Source organism: Belliella pelovolcani (assembly GCF_900156785.1).
Taxonomy (GTDB): Bacteria; Bacteroidota; Bacteroidia; order Cytophagales; family Cyclobacteriaceae; genus Belliella; species Belliella pelovolcani.
Genome location: NZ_FTOP01000018.1, coordinates 42,511 through 66,487, shown reverse-complemented (window position 1 = coordinate 66,487; position 23,977 = coordinate 42,511). Strand labels below are relative to the sequence as shown.

Genomic DNA, 23,977 nt, shown 5'->3' with positions numbered 1-23,977 from the left:
GAATTTTCAGCCTACTGTCTTAGTTTCCTTAAGGCAACTAAGACAGTAGGCTGAAAGAAAGATTAAACCTTAGACACAGTTTAATGAACTATCCCGAAAGGAACAATAAGGGAATTTGGAATTAAGTTTATAGTCTTAAGTACTATCCCTACTCCTTTTACCAAATCAATACTTCCTTCCTATCTGATCTGATATTTTTCTTGAATAATGGAATAACTGCTAGGAATTCGTGAGTGGTATTGGGTAGCAAATATGATCTGTTCATAGGTAGTTCATACACATAACCGATGCGCATCACAGGTAATAAAACTCCTAATTGAAAATTATTAGCATAGTCAATCCTATGTCCTGCACCAAGCCAAAACTTATCCATCATCAAAACTTTGAAATTGAATTCAACATTGTCTGGGAGGTCTTCCTGACTTCTATACATGAAGTTTGTAGCAATAGCAAGTTTTTCATTGAGTGCATTTCTATATCCTGCTTGGACAATTCCAACTCTAGGTTTTCTTTCCATGAAAGCATCCCCTGAGTTTATAGCTCCTCTATTGACGTGGTTGATGGCATAAGAAATGTAATAATTGGGATGCGTCAAGGCTAAGCCTATATTGAAGTCTAAAACTTGCATGTTAGCAAAGCCATTGAGGTATTGCGCGATTTTTGGATCATTGGCTTGTTCAGTAGTCAGATTATTACCGTCCAACCTGACATTGTTGTAGTTCACTCCCATCCCCAACCTTAGCGAAGTTTTTTCAGCAATTTGAATCCTTGAAGCATAAGATGCTATCATCTCAGTTTCAATAAAAGCACCAAATTCATCATGAAGTATATTGAATCCTATGGCATTTTTATTTGGATCGGATCCTTTGGCAAAATCTGCAATATCAAACTCTAAAGATCCAAAATATGTCATGGGCGCACCTTCAAACCCTGCCCATTGATTTCTAATCAAAGCTCGGAAGTTTGAACCTTCATAGCCAGTTAAAGCAGGATTGAAGTAACTCTGCATATGGCTAAATTGTGAGATATATTTTCTGGACTGAGCAAAAACTGAAGTGCTCAAAGCCAATGTAATTGCGAGAATAAATATTTTTTTCATAGCTTTTTTTTGTACCAAGTACTATGTACAAAGTACCATGTAATGCTCTTGGTACTTTGCACTTTGTACTTCGTTCAGTTTACTTTCTAAACAAATTCAACATTCCTTTTCTAATTTCACCAGTCTCTCTTACTTCAATTGCCCAGTAGTATGTACCAACAGGCAAAGCTATTCCTTCAAAGGTTCCATCCCATTTTACATCTGGATTTTCAGTATAGAAGACCCTTTTACCACTTCTTTCAAAAACTTGAATTCTCACGCCACGATAATATCTCAGAGCCTCTACTCCCCAAGTATCATTGACATTATCACCATTTGGTGTGAATGAATTGAAGACTTCAATGCTACTTACAGAAGCTCTATTTCGGGTAATGGTAAATTGCTTTTCAAGCGTATTGCCATCACGATCCAAAACAAGAACCATTATTGTGAATTGGGTCCTACCTTCCAGTCTTTCAGAGGTGTTCCAAAATAGGTCGCCATTCGCAATCTGGAAATACCTATTATCTACAGCTTGACTAGGTAGTGAAAGCACATGCTGATCATCGATTGGGTCTACAATTGTAAAAGAGCCTATGAATATATTTTGTTGAGCAGCGGTTGCTTCAAAACTATTGTTAGAAAGCAATAAATCTTGAGGTAAAGGCTTGGGCAGTACTTCCACATTCAATTCAGGTGTCAAGTCTTCTGGGTTCAGGATGCCATTAGGTAAGATCAAGGTACCTGTTAGTAGATATGTTCCTCTAGCAAATGTATTCAGGGAGCTGGTATCCCAATTTACTTGAAGTTCCAAGAATTGTCCATCTTGAGTCATAACAGTTATCAATTCTGGAATTTCAGGATTGACCCCCCAAGGTGTTGATATATCGCTTGGTTGTAAGACCATCTCGATGACAGCAGGCAGGATTTCAAAATTCTCAGGAGAGAGACTTAATTGGTAATTGGTTTCTACTGAAAGTGATCCCAAGTTGAAAGCAAAGGTCCCAACTGATTCACCTGCTGTCCTACCCAAGGAACCTTCTAATAGATTTTCATCATCATCCCCTATTAAGCCCAAGACTGTAAAAGTAAATTGAGGGTCTTGTGTGCCGAATATTTTTGATTGGCCTTCAGTAGGAACGATTAATAAGCTGGCAGGATCAATCGTCAAGTCCGCAGTCAACACCAAGGTATTGTAATTGCTTCCAGTAATGGTGGCTGTTGCTTCTTGGGCTCCTACATTGGTTCTCGCATTATCTGCATAAGTCACTGTGGTTCCAGCAGGTAGCGTTCCTGTGATTTCGAGTGACTTCTCTGTTCCGTCAAATACAAAGCTGGCATCTTCGAAGGTGATACCTGCGATATCTGCTGGTGTAATCGCCAAGTCTGCAGTCAGCAACAAGGTATTGTAATTGCTTCCAGTAATGGTGGCTGTTGCTTCTTGGGTTCCCACATTGGTTCTCGCATTATCTGCATAAGTCACTGTGGTTCCAGCAGGTAACGTTCCTGTGATTTCGAGTGACTTCTCTGTTCCGTCAAATACAAAGCTGGCATCTTCGAAGGTGATACCTGCGATATCTGCTGGTGTAATTGCCAAGTTTGCAGTCAGCAACAAGGTATTGTAATTGCTTCCAGTAATGGTGGCTGTTGCTTCTTGGGTTCCTACATTGGTTCTCGCATTATCTACATAAGTCAATGTGGTTCCAGCAGGTAGCGTTCCTGTGATTTCGAGTGACTTCTCTGTTCCGTCAAATACAAAGCTGGCATCTTCAAAGTTGACACCTGTGATATCAGCTGGTGTAATGGTCAAGTCTGCAGTCAGCACCAAGGTATTGAAATTGCTTCCAGTAATGGTGGCTGTTGCTTCTTGAGTTCCTACATTGGTTCTCGCATTATCTGCATAAGTCACTGTGGTTCCAGCAGGTAGCGTTCCTGTGATTTCGAGTGACTTCTCTGTTCCGTCAAAGACAAAGCTGGCATCTTCGAAGGTGATACCTGTGATATCAGCTGGTGCAATGGTCAAGTCTGCAGTCAGCAACAAGGTATTGTAATTGCTTCCAGTAATGGTGGCTGTTGCTTCTTGGGTTCCTACATTGGTTCTCGCATTATCTGCATAAGTCACTGTGGTTCCAGCAGGTAGCGTACCTGTGATTTCGAGTGACTTCTCTGTTCCGTCAAATACAAAGCTGGCATCTTCGAAAGTGATACCTGTGATATCAGCTGGTGTAATGGTCAAGTCTGCAGTCAACACCAAGGTATTGTAATTGCTTCCGGAAATGAAGGCTGTTGCTTCTTGGGTTCCCACATTGGTTCTCGCATTATCTGAATAAGTCACTGTGGTTCCAGCAGGTAGCGTACCTGTGATTTCGAGTGACTTCTCTGTTCCGTCAAACACAAAGCTGGCATCTTCGAAGGTGATACCTGTGATATCAGCTGGTGCAATGGTCAAGTCTGCAGTCAGCAACAAGGTATTGTAATTGCTTCCAGTAATGGTGGCTGTTGCTTCTTGGGTTCCTACATTGGTTCTCGCATTATCTGCATAAGTCACTGTGGTTCCTGCAGGTAGCGTACCTGTGATTTCGAGTGACTTCTCTGTTCCGTCAAACACAAAGCTGGCATCTTCGAAGGTGATACCTGTGATATCAGCTGGTGTAATAGTCAAGTCTGCAGTTAATACTAGGGTATTATATACACCACCGGAGATTGTTGCAACGGCTTGTTGAGAACCCGCATCAGTTCTGAGATTATTTGTGTAAGATACAGCAGTACCATCTGGTAAAACACCCTCGATCTCTATGGATTTTTCAAACCCATCAAAAACAAAACTCGCATCTTCAAATATGATTCCTGTGATATCAGCTGGAGTGATTGTCAGATCAGCTGTCAGCACCAGGGTATTGAAATTGCTTCCAGTAATAGTGGCTGTTGCTTCTTGGTTTCCAATAGTGGTTCTGGTATTGTTTTCATAGAATACAGTTGTACCAGCAGGTAATGTTCCGGTGATTTCTATTGCCTTCTCTGTTCCGTCAAAAACAAAGATCCCATCATCAAAGCTGATCCCAGTAACCGGTGCAGGAGTAATAGTCAATTCTGCTGTTAGTAACAGAGTGCTGAAGTTGCTTCCTGTGATTGTTGCAGTTGCTTCCTGGGTTCCCACATTGGTTCTGGTATTGTTCTCATAAGACACAGAAGTTCCAGCTGGTAAAGTCCCTGCAATTTCAATGGTCCTCTCTGTACCGTCAAAGACAAAAGTTCCATCATCAAAGCTGATCCCAGTTACTGTTGCAGGAGTAATGGTCAATTCTGCTGTTAGTATCAGTGCGCTGAAGTTGCTTCCTGTGATTGTTGCAGTTGCTTCTTGGGTTCCCACATTGGTTCTGGTATTGTTCTCATAAGACACAGAAGTTCCAGCTGGTAAAGTCCCTGTGATTTCAATGGTCCTCTCTGTACCGTCAAAGACAAAAGTTCCATCTTCAAAGCTGATCCCAGTTACCGTTGCAGGAGTAATGATCAATTCTGCTGTTAGTATCAGAGTGCTGAAGTTGCTTCCTGTGATTGTTGCAGTTGCTTCCTGGGTTCCTACATTGGTTCTGGTATTGTTCTCATAAGACACAGAAGTTCCAGCTGGTAAAGTCCCTGTAATTTCAATAATCCTCTCTGTACCGTCAAAGACAAAAGTTCCATCTTCAAAGCTGATCCCTGTTACCGTTGCAGGAGTAATGGTCAATTCTGCTGTTAGTATAAGTGTGCTGAAGTTGCTTCCTGTGATTGTTGCAGTTGCTTCCTGAGTTCCCACATTGGTTCTGGTATTGTTTTCATAAGACACAGAAGTTCCAGCTGGTAAAGTCCCTGTGATTTCAATGGTCTTCTCTGTACTGTCAAAGACAAAGGTTCCATCTTCAAAGCTGATTCCCGTAACCGTTGCAGGGGTTATCCTCAGCTCAGCGGTCAGCACCAAGTCGTTGAAGTTACTTCCTGTGATGGTAGCCGTTGCTTCCTGAGTTCCCACATTGGTTCTGGTATTGTTTTCATAAGACACAGAAGTTCCAGCTGGTAAAGTCCCTGTAATTTCAATAATCCTCTCTGTACCGTCAAAGACAAAAGTTCCATCTTCAAAGCTGATCCCAGTTACCATTGCAGGGGTAATCCTCAGCTCAGCGGTCAGCACCAAGTCGTTGAAGTTACTTCCTGTGATGGTAGCCGTTGCTTCTTGGGTTCCCACATTGGTTCTGGTATTGTTTTCATAAGACACAGAAGTTCCAGCTGGTAAAGTCCCTGTGATTTCAATGGTCTTCTCTGTACCGTCAAAGGTAAAGGTTCCGTCTTCAAAGCTGATCCCAGTTACTGTTGCAGGAGTAATGGTCAATTCTGCAGTTAGTATCAGTGTGCTGAAGTTGCTTCCTGTGATGGTAGCCGTTGCTTCCTGAGTTCCCACATTGGTTCTGGTATTGTTCTCATAAGACACAGAAGTTCCAGCTGGTAGCGTTCCCGTGATTTCAATGGTCTTCTCTGTACCGTCAAAGGCAAAGTTTCCATCTTCGAAGCTGATCCCAGTTACCGTTGCAGGAGTAATTCTCAACTCGGCCGTCAATAACAATGTATTGTAATTGCTTCCTGTGATGGTAGCCGTTGCTTCTTGGGTTCCGACATTGGTTCTGGTATTGTTTTCATAAGACACAGAAGTTCCTACTGGTAAGGTCCCAGAAATTTCCAATACCTGCTCTGTAGCATCAAACACAAAGATTCCGTCTTCAAAGGTTATACCTGTAATCGATGCAGGAGTGATAGTTAGGTCCGCTGTGAGGACAATATCCGAAAAGTCTGGACTAGATATAGTTGCCGTGGCCAATTGCGTTCCTACGTTTGTTCTGGTATTGTTTGAGTATACAACAGTAGCACCATCTGGGAGGGTACCTGAGATTTCTATTGATTTTTCAGAACCGTCAAAAACAAAACTTTCATCTTCAAAGGCAATTGCTGGAATTACATTTAAAATAAATTGATCACTAATGTTTCCTCCTTCTTGATCATCAGCAATCACTTCAATGGTCAAAGCACCTAGGTTTGAATTTGAAGGAGTACCCGAAAAAGTTCTTGTCGACGCATCAAAGGACAACCATGAAGGTAAAGAAGCACCTCCTTCTAATTGTGCTGAATAAATTAACACATCTCCAACATCTACATCTTCAAAGGTATCTTCTGAAAACTGGAAGCTAAATGCTACATCCTGAATTGCAATTTGATCAGGAATTGAACTGGCAACTGTCGGTGGATTATTAGGTGCTGATTCACACCATTCAAAATTATCCAAGTTGAGGTAAACAAAATTACCTCCTATGGTAACTTCTATTCTATCAATTCTTTTGTTGGAATTATTTTCCCCTCCTTCTGTAGCAAAGTCAACAAAGAAATAGCCGCCATTGGTAGAGAAATCTGTTGGAAAGCCTGATGATTTAGTCAATGAAAATCGTTCTACATCATCATTGAATCCTTTTACTGTTACTGTTCCATCATTAGTAGGGTTAGTTCCTGTAGGGTTAGAAGATAGATAAAGTGCCAGTTTATTCATGGTAACCAGCTCAGTGGAAGTAATTGTGTAAGGCCCTACACCGGTATTTGACAGGTGCTTTTGTGATCCTCCTATTCCTGCAAAGGGGGTTTCCTGTTGTACCTCCCAATTACCAAGAAGTGAGAATGTCAAGCCATTTCCTGTAAAGGTTTTTGACCCAATAGTTTCATCTTCAAATGTTTCAATAAAACATGGACTTACAAAATGAAGTTGGCCAGAGGTAAATGCTGGTGTTCCAGTATTCCCGTTTTCATTACTGATATTTGTACCTGATCGAAGATCAAGGCGAAGACTTCCATCTCCTGAAATGCCACTTACTGTGACCGAATATGAGGAACCAGAGCCTGATACTGAAGATACTGTGCCGACTACTGTGCCTGTTGTGGTCAATTGGAAATCATCCGTACTGACATTTAAAGCTGTTTTGCTAAAATTAACTACAAATACGATTGAGTTTGCATTTGAGGGAGGTGTTCCAGTCAAAAAAATTGAAGTGACTTCTGTAGGGTCTGTATCTACAGGGAAAAACGGTGGGCCATAAGTAAAATGATCTAGATTAAAATTAATGTCTGAGGCTTCAATACGAATTTCATCTACATCAAAAAAATCAGGATCTCCTGCATAATCCTTAAGTCCTGCGGTAACTGAATTAAATTGTAAAGTTTTGGCAGGTCCGGTGGGACTGCCGTTTTTAAAACCTTGAATGGTTCCTGAATCGGAAGAGTCTGGATCACCTTGCTGGAGAAAAATACTTCTAAACTGAAATGGGTCACCAGAACTTCTGGTTATCGTCCAACGGGTAATACCTCCAATTGCAAAGTTGTTATCAGTTATGGCCATAGACCCCCCAAAACCAGCATTTTGACGACTGATAATTTCAGCAATACTAGAAATATCTAGGTTGACTGCAAAAGTGAATCCACTATTTGTATAAGATTTTCCTAATGCTTGGTTATTTTCTACCTCATTAAAGGTTATCGTATTAATTTGAGCAAAAGCAGTGAAGGGAAGGCTAGTATAAAGAATTACAGTAAGGATAAGATTGACAAGTAGATTTTTTTTCATAAGGAGGGGTATTATAAATGAAAAGCAATAGAGTCCTGTTCAACCCGAAGGCCAAACAGGACAAGGAAATTAAGGTCTACTCGGAAATATCCCTTCTAAGGCAATCACATAACTGATTGCTAGGTATGGATTTCTGTTATTGAATGGAATTCCGCTACCCGCTTGATTTACAGCAGCAGCGCTCAAAGTAGCATTGGGAGAACCACCGTAGGCATTGACATTGACCATTGGGCTTTGTCTGTCTATTTGGAATTGTGCTGCGGCTGGAAAATTCCCATCTGGGTTTAGGGAAGTTGCAGGTTGATTGCTCACATTGATGGTATGGTTGTGAGGTGGTATGTTTGCAGTGCTCAATGTCACCTGTTCCGTTCCCCCAGATTGACCAATGCTTACTGGGCTCAATCCTGGTCCAGCTCCAAAATGAATAGGTCCTCTCCCTCTCAAATCTGGCAATGCGAAAGTTGTCCTTCCATCACCTCCATAGGTAGTACCCAAAATAGAAAATAAAGCTGAATAAGAAGAAATAGGTAATAACTGACCTTCACAAAAAGCCCAGCCTCTTGGGGCAAAATTCCCCGCAAACATCATGATTTGTCCAATAAATGGTTCCATTTTTTAAGTAATTTAAAGTGAAAAGATGTGAAATAATTATGGTATTCTAATTGAAATAGTTGGTTGTTCTAATCATAAAGTATAAAAGGTTCAGTCAGAACACATGTAAATATTGTCATAAACAAATTATTTAAAAAACTTTTAATATTAATTTTTCACCAAAAAATAGTAAAAAAATTTAAAGTTCATTTAAGTTAATATCAACGTTTATTTTTTTGTTATAAAAAATGTAACTCGCTCATAAACAAAAAATTCCGAGTGCATGATCATTTGAGAAAAGGGAATTGAGTGATTGGGTTATTGAGGTGATTGAGTGATTGGGTGATTGAGTGATTGGGTGATTGGGTGATTGGGTTAAGCGTTAAGTGTTAAGCGTAAGCGAAGAGATTGATTTGAGAATTGGGTTGATTGAGTGAGTTGGAAGGAGCGTCAAATTTTATTAGTGTTCAGGAATTTGGCTAAGGTGGCTAGAAAATTTGAGTGTTTGAAATTAAGTTTATTTTTAGAAGGATAAGTTTCCATGAATAAAGGGATGGGTAATATTGTGATAAACAAAAAACCACCCCTCTACACGTTTGAAGATAGGTGGCTTTCCAGAGTCGTCGTTTATTTGTTATTATGTTTACTCAAATCATTTTCTAATTGTAATAGCGTAATCAAAATATGACTTACCATCCCAGCTTGAATGATAAATTGTGGACTGATAAAGAGAACCACTTAAGCTGTGTTCCACATCAGATTGGGTAGGATTTGGGGCATTATAATTTTTTGTATCTCCTTTCAATACTTCTTTCAAAACTCTACCATCAACATTTACTGTATCAAAGGGAATATGATGAATATGAAGAATTGTGGGCATAATATCAATCAATGCAGTAGGTAGCGGATTTTCAAACTTATATTTAAAGCTAGGACCATAGGCAATGAAGGGGGTTTTCATCTCAAAAGGGCTTGCGGAACCATGGCCTGCTATGCCTCTTTGGTAAGAAAACCCAGCATAACCATACTCGTTTACTTCATCAGTCCAATTCACATCAACATAAATATCTGAGGCCCTCGCTTGATGATCCCAATAGATTTGATCTTGGCTATGGGTTCCTTGAAAATCATTGTTTCTTGTGGTTGAAGTAAAAATTGCTCCCACCCATTCTTGGGATTGTAGCAATCTTATGGCATCTGGAATTTGACTTTTATCTTTAAAATATATGGCTCCCCCTACAACCACAATATCATCTGACTCTTTATCCTTTTTCAACTTATTGGTAATGAGCAATTCATCCAAAGAAATTTCCCCCTTATGTGTACTGAAACCATGATCGGCAGAAATTATAATATTCACTTGGTCTTGTAAACCCTTTTCATTGATAAAATTTAAGATCCTTCCAATCTGTTGATCTACTCCATAGATAGCTTCAAGTGTAAGAGGCGAACCTATACCAGTGGCATGTGCTGTTCCATCGGGATCAGAAAACCAAATTGTGCTGATGGAATTTCTTGACGACTGTAAATCAAAAGCAATAAATGCATCAGTCACCCATTGATGTCTTGCCAAGTTTGGCCTTCCTCTTTCTGGGATGTCTCCAACTTTTTGGATCACTTCTTCTCTAAGTGAAGCTGGCAAAATCAACTCAGGGTTAATGATACCTCTTCCTTTTATTTTTTGGTTCAAAAGGTAAGATTGACCAGTGGTTCCTGTGCTGTAAACGGTAAAGTCAACATCCTTACTTTCCGCTACCCACTCTCCAAATGTTTTGGTGTGCAAGAGGTTTCCATTGAGTATTTGATCTGCTTCAATCAGTGCAGACACATCTCCGGTATTGATTCCTTTGGTTGGATTAACCTCAGGGAGATATATTGAATTCCCTAAAATACCATGTTTATAAGGGTATGAACCTGTGGCGTATGAGGTGGAGTTTACCCTTGTCAATGTCGGAAAAATGGAATGTGAGTTCTGTCCATTAACCCCTTCTTGCGCAAGCTTATAAAGATTAGGCGTATTTGTTTCATTGATGTAGTCAGGTCTAAGGCCATCAATGATTACGACTAGAGTTTTTAGAGGCTTTTGATCAACTCGATTTTCACTGCAAGCAGTGAAAACCAAGCCTATGAACAAAAAAGCGAGTATTTTTATATTTGATATGTGCATTTTTTCTTAAGATTAAATATGGTATTTCATTCAAGTTGATTGGATTTATGAAATTATTTTTCCCACCAAACTTTCGTATCTTGAGTATCTCCACCCATCCTAGCAACGGCAGCATCGAGATTCTCTGCATTAAGGGCTTGGAGATAATTCGGGTAAGTAATTCTTGAAGGGAATTGATTTTCTACTGGAATTCCAGAACCCCTGGGGAGGATAGGATATCCAGTTCTTCTTTTTTCAAACCAAGCTTGAAAATCATTGAAGTATAGGGCGAAGTATTTCTGTTGGATTATTTTCTCAAGAATCAATTCGAAGTTATCATTGTCTTGAAGTCGAACTTCGTCTTGATCGAAATAGGCGGCAGTGAGATTAACTTTCCACTGATTCATAGAGGCTAATACCCCATTTTGATAGTGGGATTGAATTGTATTCCCGGTTGAGAAACCTCTCAGGGCTAGTTCTGCCTTAATAAACTCTAGCTCTGCATAAGTCATCATTATTCCCAATTCAGGAAGTGTTTTCAATTCATCTCTATAGCTAGAGTGCGTATTGACAGTATATTCTACCTCACTTGGATAACCACTCTGGATTCCTTTATAAACTTGTTGGCCATTTTCGGTGATCGTTGTAGCCCAGACAGTCCTTCTTGGATCATTATTCCTATTGAGCCAATTGATGAAATATTCAGTATAATAGGTTCCTTCTCTCCAATCTAAAGTTCTGGCATTGAAATATGGGTTGAAGAATGGGAAGCTTCCAGGATATCTCAGGATAGCATCATCTGCATTTGACTCCATTAATGGATATTTTTCAGGATTTGATAGGATCATATTGATCTGTTGTGAAGCATTCACTTCTCCATCTTTGGCTAAAACTCTAAGCAACATCCTAAGTCTTAATGAATTTGCAAACTTTCTCCATTTTAGAATCCCAGCTGGGCCGTTGGTTTCAAAGATCAGATCACCTCCATACACAAAGGTATTTGACTGAGAAAGAAGCTCATTAGCACTTTCTAGATCCTCTAAAAGATTGGTATAAATCAACCTTTGTTCATCAAAACTTGGCTTAATGATTCCTTCCTCTACTCTATTCGCTTCTGAATAGGGAACATCACCAAATGCATCCGTGAGTAAAGAATAGCTCCATGACTTGAGAATCAAAGCCACCCCCATATAAGCCTTTGCATCAAGACGCTCTGAAACTTGATACATATCCTCTACATCAGTCATCAAGGCATAGTGGCTATTCCAAAAGCCACTAGAATTATTAGGTTCTATAAAATACCTATGCACGCCATTGTTGATACTTAACCTAGGTGCTGTCACTTGCATCAGTTCATGTGCAAACCCTCTCGCTCTACCAATGCTAGAATTCACTAACCTGTATTGTAATTGATCCAGAATAACTCCTGGGAAAACTTCTGTAGGTCTGTTTGGATCTAAATTGAGCTCTTCAAAATCATTGGTACATGCAGCCAAACCAAGCAAAATACATATAACTATTTTGATATTAATATTTTTCATTGTTTCGAGATTAAAATTTGAGAGAAAGATTCATACCCATGGTTCTTGTAGATGGAAATTGTGTCATTTCCACGCCAGGTAAGAAAGAACCAGAGTTTAACATGGCCACTTCTGGATCAAATGCAGGAAACTTGGTAAAGAGTAATAAGTCCCTTCCATAGACAGCCACAGAGGCCTGTTGAATTCCTATTCTATTGATGACTGACTGAGGGATGACATATTCTATTCTTGCTTCTCTAAGTTTAATAAAAGAGGCGTCAAAAGTATTCGTTTCTACATTGGAGTGCTTATAATACTCGTCATAAAACCTCGCGGCGGTTGTCCTGACTGTATTGGGTGAATAGGTACCATCTCCATTATCTACTACCCCTTCACCAATAATTCCATCTTCTCTTCCAGGAAGTGTAACTTTGGTTTTGCCAAGTGTATTCAACTTATGGTTTGTCATTGAGAATACAGTTCCTCCTAGTTGACCATCAATAAGAATAGATGCTCTGAATTTGCCAAAAGCAAACTGATTTAATATACCTGCTCTCCAATCAGGGAAAGCATTTCCCCAATTTTTTCTTTCTGGGTCTAGTTGAGCCGGTAATCCTGCACTATTGTAAATGATATCACCATCAGGAGATCTTTGAAAGCCCAATCCATAAAGATCACCCATCCTTCCTCCTACTCTAGCTTCAAGGCTTACAACTGAGTGTTGTCCGATGATTTGGTTGGTCAATCCTTCTGCGAGTTCAATTACATAACTTCTATTGTAAGACCAGTTGAAAGTTGAATTCCATGTGAAATTTGGTCTTGTCACCGGTCTTGTATTCAAGACTACTTCCAAGCCATTGCTGCGAATCAATCCTGCATTGGTCAAAATTCTTTGATAGCCAGAGGTGATATCTAGGGGTATAGCAAGGATTTGGTTTCGACTATCACTTTGGTATGCAGTGATATCCAGTCCGATTTTATTTTGCCATAGTCTTAGGTCAATTCCCGCTTCGTAGGCGGTTGTAATTTCAGGTTTGAGGTCTGCATTGAAAAGTGTAGCATTATTGGTGAAGCTAGTGGCATAAATCTGATCATAATACCTGGCAGTCTGGTAAGGCTGAGTATCATTTCCTACTTGTGCAAAGGACAACCTTACTTTAGCAAAAGAAACAGCAGTCGGTAATCTAAAAGCTTCATCCAGGATGAATGACGTACTGACTGAAGGATAGAAGAAGGAATTATTCTGCACAGGAAGTGTACTTGACCAATCATTTCTACCCGTGACATCCAGATAGATCATGTTTTTATATTCAAACTGACCTGATGCATAGAGTGAATTGATAGACCTTCTTAGCAGTCTAGGATCGGCAACTGGCTGATCTAAACTATTGCTAATCATGTAAAGTCCAGGCATGGCCAGTTGATCAGCATATACGCCATTGAAATTGTTATAATTGAACATGGTGTTACCCCCTGCATTAAAAGTAAAATTGGCTAGATTCCCAATGCTTTCTTTATAACTTAAAAGGAAATCAGAATTGATTTCATAATTAAAAACAGCCTGCTGTCTGAACATCCCTCGGGGATATTTGGTCATGCTAAAAGGCCTTCTTTGCGTTCTATTTTCATTGGATAAGTCTAATCCTGATCTCAACATTAAGCTTATTTTATCAGAAAAATCATAGGTAGCTGAAACGGAGCCGATCACTCCATGTTTATCAATTGTATTGAGCATTTCGTACACTTGGAGGTAGACATTGTCAGGTCCAGGATTAAAAGGATTTTTCTGCTCAATCTGCTCTAATCCAGGCTTCCAATAATCTCTAAACCAATTGATATCTGTACTAGGAGTGGTTCCTATGATCATGAAATACATGACAGTTTGATTGTTGTATCCTGCCATGGGAAGGTTATCACTCTTCTTGTTGACATAATTGACTCTTGAGTTGATTTTAAGTCTGTCACTGATTTGGTGGTCTAATGCAGTAGAGACAGAAAGCCTTTCGAAGCCTGTATTGGGAATAATCCAAGTATTGTTCAAATGGGTAATTGAAACTCTAGCTGAGCTTTTATCTGTGGCACCTTCAAGAGAAATATTGTTTGTAATGGTATATCCAGGATTAAAGAATCCTTTGATGTAATCATGATATGGTCTCCAAGGAGTTCTTTCGGTTGGCATGCCATCAGGGGAATCAGGGTTGTATTGGTAATACATTTGGCCATCGAATCTGGGGCCCCAAGCTCTTCCAGCTGATATATTGGTACTGGTGTTTGGACCATCTTCAGAATCTCCATAAGAGTAATAGTCAGAAGTTCTACCTTCACCATATTCATATTGGTAATCTGGCCATCTCAAGCCAGTTCTTTCAGTAGCTATGTTTGAATTGAAAGAAACACCTATTCCTTTCTGGGCTTTTTTACCTCCTTTAGTGGTGATAATCAGTGCACCATTGGCAGCTCTGGATCCATAAAGTGCAGCAGCTGCCGGGCCTTTGAGCACCGTGACACTTTCAATATCTTCTTGATTGAGATCAGAAACAGCAGATCCGAAATCTACAGGACTATCAGAGTTTAAGTGTCCTCCAAAGCCAGTTCCTGCTATTTGACCATTGATGGGGACACCGTCTACAACTATTAAGGCTTCATTATTATTTAGATTGAGGGAGGTTTCTCCACGTAAGGTGATTCTTTGAGAACCCATCGGTCCAGCTCCTGCACCTACTACTTGTAGGCCTGCAACCTTCCCTGCCAATGCATTGGTCCAGTTGTTACTCCTAGCATCTGTCAGTTGCTGATTACTGACTGCTTGAGTGGCATATCCCAAGGAGGCCTCTTCTCTTTTAATCCCCAGGGCAGTTATAATGACTTCTTGCATGGCTTGTTCTGTAGGAGACAATAGCACTCGCAGATCAGATTGATTTGAAGCCTTCATTTCTCTGGTTTCATAACCAATGAAAGAAATGACTAAAACATCATCATTTTCAAGTTCCAATGTAAATCTCCCATCTATATCCGTTGCAGTTCCTATGGATTTGCCTTTTACCAGGACATTTACACCAGGTAGTGTTTCACCAGAAATTTTATCAATGACAACTCCTGTTACATTGACTTTATCATTCATGATACTATTAGTTATGGGCTTTGCTAGGACTGCAATAGTATCATTGACAAACCTAAACTCGAGGTTCGTCTGATTTTCCATTGATTTAAGTAATTCTTCGACTGTGAGGTTTTGGCTACTCAACTTCACTTTGACATTCTTTACTGCATGGGTAGCATAAGAAAAATTAAAATCGGTTTTACTTTCTATCAATTGAAAGATCTCTGTTACGAATTTTTCTCCAGGTTCAATTTTAATATTTGTTTTGAACGCTCCTTGGTTACTTGAATTCAAAGCAATTGCTTGAAAAGAAGCAAATTGAAGCAGACAGAAGCTTGTGATAAATAGGAAACTCCTAAAGGGAGTGATTTCCAGTAATAATTTTTTCATAATTTTGTGTGTGTGTTGTGTTGATGGTTAATAAATCAAGCAGCATTAAAGCGGGGCTGTTGGCGCAGTTCCGCTTTTTCAATTGCAGGTTACTTTTTCAATGGTTAGCGTGTTGTTTTCCCATTTGTATTCCATTTTGATTGAGTAGTTGATGATTTTCAGAACTTCTTCTATACTTTGATTTTGGTATTTCCCATTGATGCGACAAGTATTAAAAGGCTGTGTTGTTTTGACTTCTATACCATACCAATCTTCGAGTTTTTCAGCCATTTCAGATAGTGTAATGTTATTGAATATTAGCGTATTGGATACCCATGAAAATGCTTCTTCTTGATCGGTTATGGTAGAGGGGAAGAGTTGATCTTGAAAAGTATAGACTCTTTGTCCTTTGGCTAAAATTGTCTGCTTGCTTCCCTCCTGTTGCTTTACTTTCACTTTTCCAGACTTGACTTCTACTCTTTCTTCACCTCCACTGTATGCTCCCACTGAAAATGAAGTCCCGAGTACTGATGTATGTAGTTTTTCAGTAAAAACCTCAAATGAAGTTTGCTGGAGTTTTTTTACTTTAAAAAAAGCAAGTCCATTTAATTCCACTTTCCTTTGTGCTAAAAAGTCAGTAGTGATTTTTATGGTGGTATTTGGAGCGAGAAATACTTGTGAACTATCTGGTAGGTAATAGGTAGCTCTTTCACCTTTGCCAGTTTGATAGACTACCCATTCCACATCACTGGGATCTTTTGTAGAAGACCAATCTGATATTTGAAACAAGGCAATTGCTGTCAAAGCGATCAGCGTAATTGTCGCAGCTATCCACCTGAAGCGAACATATAGGTTTCTTTGCTTTGTCTTGATAGCCTTATCAATCATTTGCAGCGCTTCCCGTTTATACTGTTTTGTATCAAGTGTGCTTGATTGCTCTTGGTATATTTTATGATACCATTCATTTATTCTATTCAACTCCTCGGTATTCGTGATTTTGCCTCTGAGTAGTTGATGAATCAAGGCCTTGGTCTCTGGATCAATATTGAATTTTGCTTTCATCAACTGGAAGTGTTGAGAAATCCATGAAACTACTCGGACTCTAGGTTATCAAAAAGTTAAATTAAAAAGTGAAATATGATGAAATGATAAAATTGAATAAGTATATATATGGATATACGGAACTTGGCCAGTAATGAAAATAAGCTTGGGTTTTCAGTTCAAATCGATGTTAATTGAAATTAGATACTTATAGCTATTGTATTAAAACAGCCATTTGTGTCAGGAATTGAGGCTACTTGTAATGGAGCGTATAATCATAAAATTTAATTTAGAATACTAATAAACACATACATGAAAGTCACAGCTGATCCATATATCTGCACAAACTGTATATGCAAGCTATCTTTAGCTAAAAAAAAGTAGTATTCCAGAAGTGTATTTCAAAGAATTCCTGAGAACCTTCATGGATTTATGGATAGAGTTGTGGACGGACTGTACATTGATATCAAGCGTCTGAGCTACTTCCGAAGCAGACATGCCTTGTAGTTTATTCATTCTAAAAATATGGGCGGCCATTTCTGGCAGCTCGTCAAGGGCTACTTCTAGTTTTTGATAAAGTTCTTCGAGCGGCAATACTTCTTCATGTGGCAGCAATTGAATCCCGTGGTATTCTTCTATACCAACTTCTAAATTTAGCTGGTCTATCATTTTGAATATTTGATACTTGACGGCAGTAAGTAAGTAAACATCAAGCCTAAACTTTATTTTGATAGTCTCTTTTCTATTCCAAAAATCAAGAAATACCTCTTGAACCACGTCCTTGGCAAGGTCTGCAGATTTCAATCTACCATAAGCGGCATGAAAAAGTAGGTCCCAGTACTGATCAAAAAGCTCAGTAAATGCTTTAGCATCTCCACTTTGGATCTTTTCCAACAACTGACTATCTGACTGAAAATGAGACATAACGTAAAGTTCATATCAAAATTAATCAAGATGTCCCGTAGATAAGCGCCAGGGTTTTTATCAAATTATTAAAATTGAGTTAAGTGGTGGGGATTGAGTTATTGGGGGATTGGGGAATTGGGTTAAGTGTTAAGCGTTAAGCGTTAAGTGTTAAGTGTTGAGAGTTAAATGTTAAGCGTTAAGCGAAGAGATTGATTGCTATTAGCTTTCATCTTGAATCTTGATAATCAATTTATCTTCAAAGGAGAATGTGCTTTTACCTTTTAGCTTCAAACAGTCGCCTTTTTTCATACCATTAGGAAAGTCTTGTTTTAGAATAGCCTCATAATCTATTTCAATCTGTACTAAAGTATCGGTAAGCGTCATATTAGTAATTACCTGTTTTCGACTAGAAAAATAATCTAAAGCTGCAATGGCCTGATTTCTAAAAGATTCAATCCCTTTAGTTTCAAAATCTATTTTTCCACCGCTGATATTTTGGAATTCAACTTCTTCATGTAGATTCTTTACCATACCCTCTACATCAAACTTATTATAAGCTGTGATGTAGTCTTCTACAATTAGCCTTTTTTCATCTTGCATTTTTTAATCTGATTTACAAATTGAAATTATTTAAAGTTTTGGTAGAAATGAAACAGAAATTCTGAATTCAACATGTATCGCCTGCTTCACTTTTTAGCATTAGAAACTTGATAGTAATACCGATTTGTCCTAAATGATAAAAGTCATGCTGAACAATTCCTTCTATTAAATTGCCAAAAGTAGAGCCTTCCTGATAGGAAGTATCCAAAAAAGTATCATCTCTTTCTTTTAGTAAACTTATCAAATTTAAGTTATTAGCTTCAAACTGTTGAAGTAAAGAATTCCAGCCAATTTCTTTGAGTACATCATTCTTACGCCAGTCTAGAGGGGTACCGACGCTTAAAGCAGTGGGCTTCTCTAGAATTCTATCAATTGCTGCCTCTCTCCAAACTAGCATATGAGAAACAAGTTCTGCCACCGAGTGCAGCTGCTCCAATGGTCTTTTAAATACCTGGTATTCGGATAAATGCATGACTTTTTTAACCAAATTATCATCAATCCATTTCTCCCCATTCCAAAAATCTTCTAGCAGACCAATTAGTCGGTTAACGTGCATACTACTTTTTTCTGTTATTCTTTGATCTTTTTTCATTCCCTACTTATTTTTACCATCTATACAAATATAGATAGTAAGAATAAAAATGCAAAACCATACAAGAGTAGAACAACTAAATCCAAATCATATCCCGGATATGCCCATCATTGGAGGGAATTTAGCGCTTGACTTTATCAATACTGTGGAGCACTGGAATATGGGTCCTTACAAGGAGTATCTTGCAATTGTACCCGATTGGGTTGATTGGTTGAAAAGACAGCAATTAATTGACAACAATCAAAAAATCTCAGGAGGTGAGAAAGAGCTGAGTTTAATCCGAAAACAAAGGAATCAGCTTTATTCTATTGTAAAAAATTATTTAGACAATCAGTCAATACATTCTTCAGATTTGTCATTAATAAATCAAAGGCTTCAGGATGCATACTCCAATCGATTAACCGTCTTTGAAAACGAAAGATTTATTTATAAATGGAGTTATGATCCTGAAAAGGCATTGTCTTACCTCCAACCTATCTTTATATCTTTGAAAAGCTTGTTACATAAGCTACCAAGTAAGAGATTAAAAGCTTGCTCTGAGTGTGGCTGGCTTTTTTGGGATAACACAAGAAGCAGTACAAAAAAATGGTGTGATATGAAGTTCTGCGGAAGCAGATCAAAATCTCGTGAACACTATCATAGAAAAAAGAAGAATTCTTAATATGTCGTAAATATTCTATTTTACTAATATTCAAATATGGAAATTTACTGCTTCGAAGAACAATTCAAACGATTTTAAACTCCGGTGTAAGTTATGAAAGTAATAAAACAAAGCCCTTCATTACAGTTAAAAAATATAGTTCATCAAATTGAGGTATTTGAAAATGATGATGGACTAAAAACCAAAACTCAAGAACTTATTCATTTTGCGAATGGACTCCCGGGGATATACTTTCAGATATCTGAACATCCTGTTAAACTTCGCTTTTTTGGTAAATGTCATCTCCTCCCTAAAGCATTTATATATGGCCAAAACCTCTATCCGAAGGTATCCATTATTCCACCATACTCAAAAGTAATCCTCTTTTACCTTCATCCTACTACCTTATCCTATTTCAAAAACATAACACCTGAAAATCTAGTTGATCAGTATCTTGACTTAGAAAATCAGCATCCTTTCAATTACAGTATCCTCTTCAAGCTCCTTAAATCTGAAGACAGTACTACAGCACAAGTGCAAACCCTAACAGATTACCTTATTGATTTGGTTGATCAACCTAAAGTCCATTTTATTAGTGAGTCAAAAAGCTTAAGGATGCTTGATTCCAAAAGTCCAATCAACCTTTCAATTCAAGGTGCCAAAAGAACGGTTCAAAGATTTTTTAAAGAACACATTGGCATTACACCGACCAAATATTATCAAGTCCTTCAATTCAATAGCGCACTGAAAAAGTTATTATTAGCTGATAACAAGCCTTTGGTGAGCATTGCGCACGAGACTGAATATGCAGATCAATCTCATTTTATAAGGCAATTCAAAACATTTACAGCCACTACCCCTAAGGAATTTTTAAGACAATCCCATCCTTATATATCTTTGATTAATCCCCTCAAATGAAATACATTTTATTCTTAGCCAGCTTATTGTCTTTTCAGACTATTCAAGCTCAAAACTTAAATTCAAAAAACATGATTGATTTACATTATGAAATTAAAGGAACAGGTAATCCAATCGTATTGATCCACGGTGGGGGCACTGACTCTAGGGTTTGGAGCGCCATTGTAGATCAGCTTGCTAGCTCTTTCAAAGTAATCACTTATGATTTGAGAGGACACGGCCAATCCCCATCTCCATCAAAACCAACCCAGCACATCGAAGACCTCAATATTCTCTTAGCCGACCTGAAATTAAATAATGTAAGCTTGATTGGTCATTCTTTGGGAGGTCAAATAGCCACTGACTTTACAATTTTAAACCCTAAGAAAGTGGATAAACTGGTTTTGATTTCTCCTGGTCTGACCGGCTTTAAATACGATGATTCCTATCAAGAAATGGCTAAGAGAATGTGGGCAGTGGTTCCTAATTCAGAAGCCATGTTGAAGATCATGCTTTATTCACCAGAAGCCTATGCGATGCAGGAAACAATAAAAAGTCCTTTTGCAGAGGAAATTGAACTTATCCATCAGGAGAATATTGAAAAATCATTGAAATGGAGCAATTTTGAACAAATATGGCCCCTTGAAAATACTGAAAAAAGACTGTCTGAGATAAAGATCCCTATTGCATTGATTATAGGTACTGAAGATAAAAAAGATATTTTTAAGATTGTTGAGAAGTTTAGTAAGTTAACTAATACCAAGCTCTACCAAATTCAAAATGCAGATCATGGTTTAATTGTCACACATGCCCAAGAGATTTATACTTTATTAATTAATTCCCTAAAATAATGAAAATGAAAATAGAACACATTGCTCTTTGGGTAAGCAACTTAGAAAAAGTAAAAGACTTTTATGTTAAATACTTTGATATGTCCTGCAGCCAGCGATACCATAATCCTAAGAAACAGTTCACTTCTTACTTTCTTTCATTTTCTGATGGAGGTGTAAGAATTGAGCTTATGCATAAACCCGATATATTGGAAATAGAAGCTAAGAAAAAATTCACTCAGGGTTTCGCCCATTTTGCAATCTCTGTTGGAAGTAAGGAAAAGGTAAACGAACTCACAGAAAGATTTCGAAATGAAAATATACCCATCGTAGGTGAACCGCGAACAACTGGTGATGGGTATTATGAAAGCATCATTTTGGATATTGAAGGAAATCTAATAGAAATTACCATTTAGGAGTTTATTGGTGTACATAAAAATAATAAACCCAATTCAGCTCCCTGACGTCATGTAAAACCTTTTCTTATCCTTTGAGATAGCACCATTATTTAAATAAAAATCAATGGCTCGAATATTCTCAATTGGAGTTTGCCATTGTATTTGTTCTATTTTCTGAGCATTTGCAAACTCCTTGATTTTTATTAGTATCTCTGATCCTATTCCATTTCCTCTAACTTTCTCTGTAATAAATAAACAATCCATATGGTAGTAATAATCTGCATCCCAAGTCGAAAATTCTAGAGAAAGTACCACATAACCTTCAAGAAACCCCTCAATTTCCACTACCCAACATTTTATTTTTCCTTCTTCTTTGAAAAAATGAGTTTGAAGTTTTTCCTCTTTCCCTGTCCTATTATATTTTGCACCTTCATACCATGCATGAGCCTCCGATAATTCTATTAAACGTGGAATATCTTTAGGCTCTAAGGCACGGATAAGGAAATCTTTATTTTTTAATGGCATCTCGAAGGTATTTTGTGAACTGGATTAGGTAATCTGGCTTGATAACATCCTTTCTAACTGCTGCATAATGTATTCTTTTCAAACCATGCTTTGAAATCTTCACAGTATGAATCTCATTGGAAATAAGATTTGGGTTAATGGCCCAATTTGCCATAACCATTATTCCCATATCTGCTTTTACCAACTCAATAGAGGCTTCTGTAAGGGGTAAGATAGTATAGGATTTCGGTTGAATGTTTTTTGGTTTCAATAGCTTACTGTAAATGGTCACCGTTTCAAGCGGTTCAGAATGAATAATCAAATTCTCCGTTTCAAAATCTATTGCTTCAACAAAAGCTTTTGATGCCCAATGGTGCTCAAAATGAACAATTGCAACCATTTCATCTTCAAATAACTCTAGATATTCTAATTTCTCATGGGCTATAGGATCGCTTGTAATGGCTAAATCTATATGGCCTTGCAGCAATTTCTGAATAGGTTTATGTGTTGCCTCAAATGCTATTTTCACCTCAATACCATCAAAATCCACTTTGTATTTTGATAAAACAGAGGGTAGCCAATGGTAACTCGTATAACATTCTGTACTCAGCAAGATTGAGCCTTTTTCTTCTTTAATCAGATCTTTAATTTGAAAATTCAGGGAATCTAATTCTTCCAGAATTTTTAAGGAAGATTGATAAGTTTTATCTCCTGCTTTTGTTGGGATCATTTTTTTATTTAACCGATTAAAAAGCTTGGTACCTAGAAGGTTTTCAGCTTCTTTTAACTGTTGGCTTAAAGCTCCTGGAGTCAGAAAAAGCGAATCGGAAGCTGCTACCAAAGTACCTTGCTCGTAGACTTCTTTGATCAGTTTCAAATATTTTGTTTCCATAAACCTTGAAGTTTTGCCCTCTCAAGAGGATATACATTTAGCAATAACATTTAACCATTTGGTTGGTTATCACAGCTTTTTCACCTTCGGTAGAATAGCCATCTCTTTTCCACCAATCTAATCCACCTATCAGTTCTTTAACTTTAAATCCTAACTGAGCCATTTTCAAAGCACCAAAAGTAGAAGCATTACAACCAATGCCATCACAATATGTAACATACAAAATATTTTTGTCTAAGTGAGCGGTAGTGCTTTCATTCATGTTTCTATGAGGTAAGCTGATTGCCCCTGGGATATGTTCTAAATTATACCCTTCCACTTTACGTGCATCAATTGCACTTATTTTTTCTCCCTTTTGTAAAGCTTCAAATAAATCCGCTGAATCCATTTCATAGCTTAACTTTTCCTGATAATGTTTGATTTGATTTTGCATATTTTCTGAATTTTTGATTGAATCAAAAGTAGAAGGAATATATAAACCAAAACAGCGAATTTTTCTATTGATAATCAATCAGAAAATTAAGGGTTATGCCACTAGCCCTCGATTGAAATAAGCTAATTGACCTAGTATTAATACAAAAAATTCAATGGCTCAAATGAACCATATTTTCGCTTAAGATTCAAATGGCTCAATTGGACTTTTGATTTTGGAAGAGGATGGGGAGATTTAGGGTATAGAGAGATTGGGTTAAGTGTTAAGGGTTAAGTGTTAAACGTTAAACGTTAAGCGAAGAGATTGAAAGGAGGTATGAGGAATAAGAAGTAAAAAATACGGGAAGTAGTCACTAGGTGATGGGCTTCCGACAGCAGGGGTAAGCAAAACCGGCCATTCCTCTCAAAAGATCATCTGGCAAGACAATAGATCGAAACAGCCGGGTATTGTAAGTATTAACAAAACAAAAATATGAAAACTTACGCTTTAAATTTAGTGAGAGGCGGAGTATTTGTACTAGCAGCAGCGTTTGCTTTTGCATTTACTCAGCCGAAAAATGGTCTAATGGACGAATTTGGTTCTGAAGATGGTGTCACTTGGTACAATGTAACAAATGCCACTCCTGGTATCGACTACGATTGTAACGAGGTGCAACTACCAATTTATTGTTTGTACGATGGCCCAAGTACATCAGCAAACCCAATTGGAGATATCGAAAGAGAATTTGTTCTTTTGAATCCAGAATTAGAACCTGTCGATTTAGATTAATGTGGTTTGAAAATCTAGGATACGCCATGTTGGCGTAT

18 protein-coding genes are annotated in these 23,977 nt (G+C 38.0%); 5 read left to right on the top strand and 13 right to left on the bottom strand.

Features of this window, described 5'->3' with window-relative positions; genetic code table 11:
• Positions 1 to 157 precede the first annotated feature (157 nt).
• The 10 genes from BW935_RS15995 to BW935_RS15950 form a co-directional block, all read right to left on the bottom strand.
• Positions 158 to 1,099 (bottom strand): PorP/SprF family type IX secretion system membrane protein, encoded by a 942-nt coding sequence (locus tag BW935_RS15995; protein ID WP_076502794.1) that lies wholly within the window; start codon positions 1,097 to 1,099, stop codon positions 158 to 160.
• A gap of 79 nt (positions 1,100 to 1,178) precedes the next feature.
• Positions 1,179 to 7,712, bottom strand: a complete 6,534-nt coding sequence (locus BW935_RS15990; protein WP_076502793.1) for a T9SS type B sorting domain-containing protein — start codon at positions 7,710 to 7,712, stop codon at positions 1,179 to 1,181.
• A gap of 69 nt (positions 7,713 to 7,781) precedes the next feature.
• Positions 7,782 to 8,324 carry a phage tail protein gene (locus tag BW935_RS15985; RefSeq protein ID WP_076502792.1) on the bottom strand — a complete coding sequence of 181 codons (543 nt, stop codon included), beginning with the start codon at positions 8,322 to 8,324 and terminating at the stop codon, positions 7,782 to 7,784.
• Between the two features lie 631 nt (positions 8,325 to 8,955).
• Positions 8,956 to 10,470, bottom strand: coding sequence for an alkaline phosphatase family protein (locus BW935_RS15980; RefSeq protein ID WP_076502791.1), 1,515 nt, complete (start codon positions 10,468 to 10,470; stop codon positions 8,956 to 8,958).
• A 53-nt stretch (positions 10,471 to 10,523) separates the two neighbouring features.
• Positions 10,524 to 11,990, bottom strand: a complete 1,467-nt coding sequence (locus tag BW935_RS15975; RefSeq protein WP_076502790.1) for a SusD/RagB family nutrient-binding outer membrane lipoprotein — start codon at positions 11,988 to 11,990, stop codon at positions 10,524 to 10,526.
• A gap of 10 nt (positions 11,991 to 12,000) precedes the next feature.
• Positions 12,001 to 15,459 carry a SusC/RagA family TonB-linked outer membrane protein gene (locus BW935_RS15970; protein WP_084565976.1) on the bottom strand — a complete coding sequence of 1,153 codons (3,459 nt, stop codon included), beginning with the start codon at positions 15,457 to 15,459 and terminating at the stop codon, positions 12,001 to 12,003.
• A gap of 78 nt (positions 15,460 to 15,537) precedes the next feature.
• Complete coding sequence (locus BW935_RS15965) at positions 15,538 to 16,500, bottom strand: FecR family protein (protein WP_076502789.1); 963 nt, start codon at positions 16,498 to 16,500, stop codon at positions 15,538 to 15,540.
• Between the two features lie 345 nt (positions 16,501 to 16,845).
• Positions 16,846 to 17,403 (bottom strand): RNA polymerase sigma factor, encoded by a 558-nt coding sequence (locus BW935_RS15960; RefSeq protein ID WP_076502788.1) that lies wholly within the window; start codon positions 17,401 to 17,403, stop codon positions 16,846 to 16,848.
• A gap of 201 nt (positions 17,404 to 17,604) precedes the next feature.
• Positions 17,605 to 17,985 carry a nuclear transport factor 2 family protein gene (locus tag BW935_RS15955; RefSeq protein WP_076502787.1) on the bottom strand — a complete coding sequence of 127 codons (381 nt, stop codon included), beginning with the start codon at positions 17,983 to 17,985 and terminating at the stop codon, positions 17,605 to 17,607.
• 67 nt (positions 17,986 to 18,052) lie between these two features.
• On the bottom strand, positions 18,053 to 18,577 hold the full coding sequence (locus tag BW935_RS15950) for a DinB family protein (RefSeq protein ID WP_076502786.1): 525 nt from the start codon (positions 18,575 to 18,577) through the stop codon (positions 18,053 to 18,055).
• A gap of 49 nt (positions 18,578 to 18,626) precedes the next feature.
• On the opposite strand from BW935_RS15950, the gene BW935_RS15945 reads away from it, so the two are divergent.
• From BW935_RS15945 to BW935_RS15930, 4 genes are all read left to right on the top strand, one after another.
• Positions 18,627 to 19,238 carry a CGNR zinc finger domain-containing protein gene (locus BW935_RS15945; RefSeq protein WP_076502785.1) on the top strand — a complete coding sequence of 204 codons (612 nt, stop codon included), beginning with the start codon at positions 18,627 to 18,629 and terminating at the stop codon, positions 19,236 to 19,238.
• 93 nt (positions 19,239 to 19,331) lie between these two features.
• Positions 19,332 to 20,135, top strand: coding sequence for a helix-turn-helix domain-containing protein (locus tag BW935_RS15940; RefSeq protein WP_076502784.1), 804 nt, complete (start codon positions 19,332 to 19,334; stop codon positions 20,133 to 20,135).
• The gene (locus tag BW935_RS15935; RefSeq protein ID WP_084565975.1) at positions 20,132 to 20,965 is read left to right on the top strand and encodes an alpha/beta fold hydrolase; all 834 of its coding nucleotides are present in this window, start codon (positions 20,132 to 20,134) and stop codon (positions 20,963 to 20,965) included. Before BW935_RS15940 ends, BW935_RS15935 begins: the two co-directional genes overlap by 4 nt.
• A 5-nt stretch (positions 20,966 to 20,970) precedes the next feature.
• On the top strand, positions 20,971 to 21,360 hold the full coding sequence (locus BW935_RS15930; protein WP_076502798.1) for a VOC family protein: 390 nt from the start codon (positions 20,971 to 20,973) through the stop codon (positions 21,358 to 21,360).
• Positions 21,361 to 21,396: 36 nt separating this feature from the next.
• Here the strand turns inward: BW935_RS15930 and BW935_RS15925 are convergent, their stop codons facing one another.
• The 3 genes from BW935_RS15925 to BW935_RS15915 are packed head-to-tail and all read right to left on the bottom strand — an operon-like array spanning position 21,397 to position 23,171.
• Positions 21,397 to 21,867, bottom strand: a complete 471-nt coding sequence (locus BW935_RS15925) for a GNAT family N-acetyltransferase (RefSeq protein ID WP_076502783.1) — start codon at positions 21,865 to 21,867, stop codon at positions 21,397 to 21,399.
• Positions 21,851 to 22,738, bottom strand: a complete 888-nt coding sequence (locus tag BW935_RS15920; RefSeq protein WP_076502782.1) for a LysR family transcriptional regulator — start codon at positions 22,736 to 22,738, stop codon at positions 21,851 to 21,853. The genes BW935_RS15925 and BW935_RS15920 overlap by 17 nt, the downstream gene beginning before the upstream one ends.
• A 37-nt stretch (positions 22,739 to 22,775) precedes the next feature.
• Positions 22,776 to 23,171, bottom strand: coding sequence for a rhodanese-like domain-containing protein (locus BW935_RS15915; RefSeq protein ID WP_076502797.1), 396 nt, complete (start codon positions 23,169 to 23,171; stop codon positions 22,776 to 22,778).
• A 471-nt stretch (positions 23,172 to 23,642) separates the two neighbouring features.
• Here BW935_RS15915 and BW935_RS15910 point away from each other — a divergent pair, with 471 nt between their 5' ends.
• Positions 23,643 to 23,939: a hypothetical protein gene (locus BW935_RS15910; RefSeq protein ID WP_076502781.1), complete on the top strand. Its 297-nt coding sequence runs from the start codon at positions 23,643 to 23,645 to the stop codon at positions 23,937 to 23,939.
• The last annotated feature ends 38 nt before the right edge of the window (positions 23,940 to 23,977 follow it).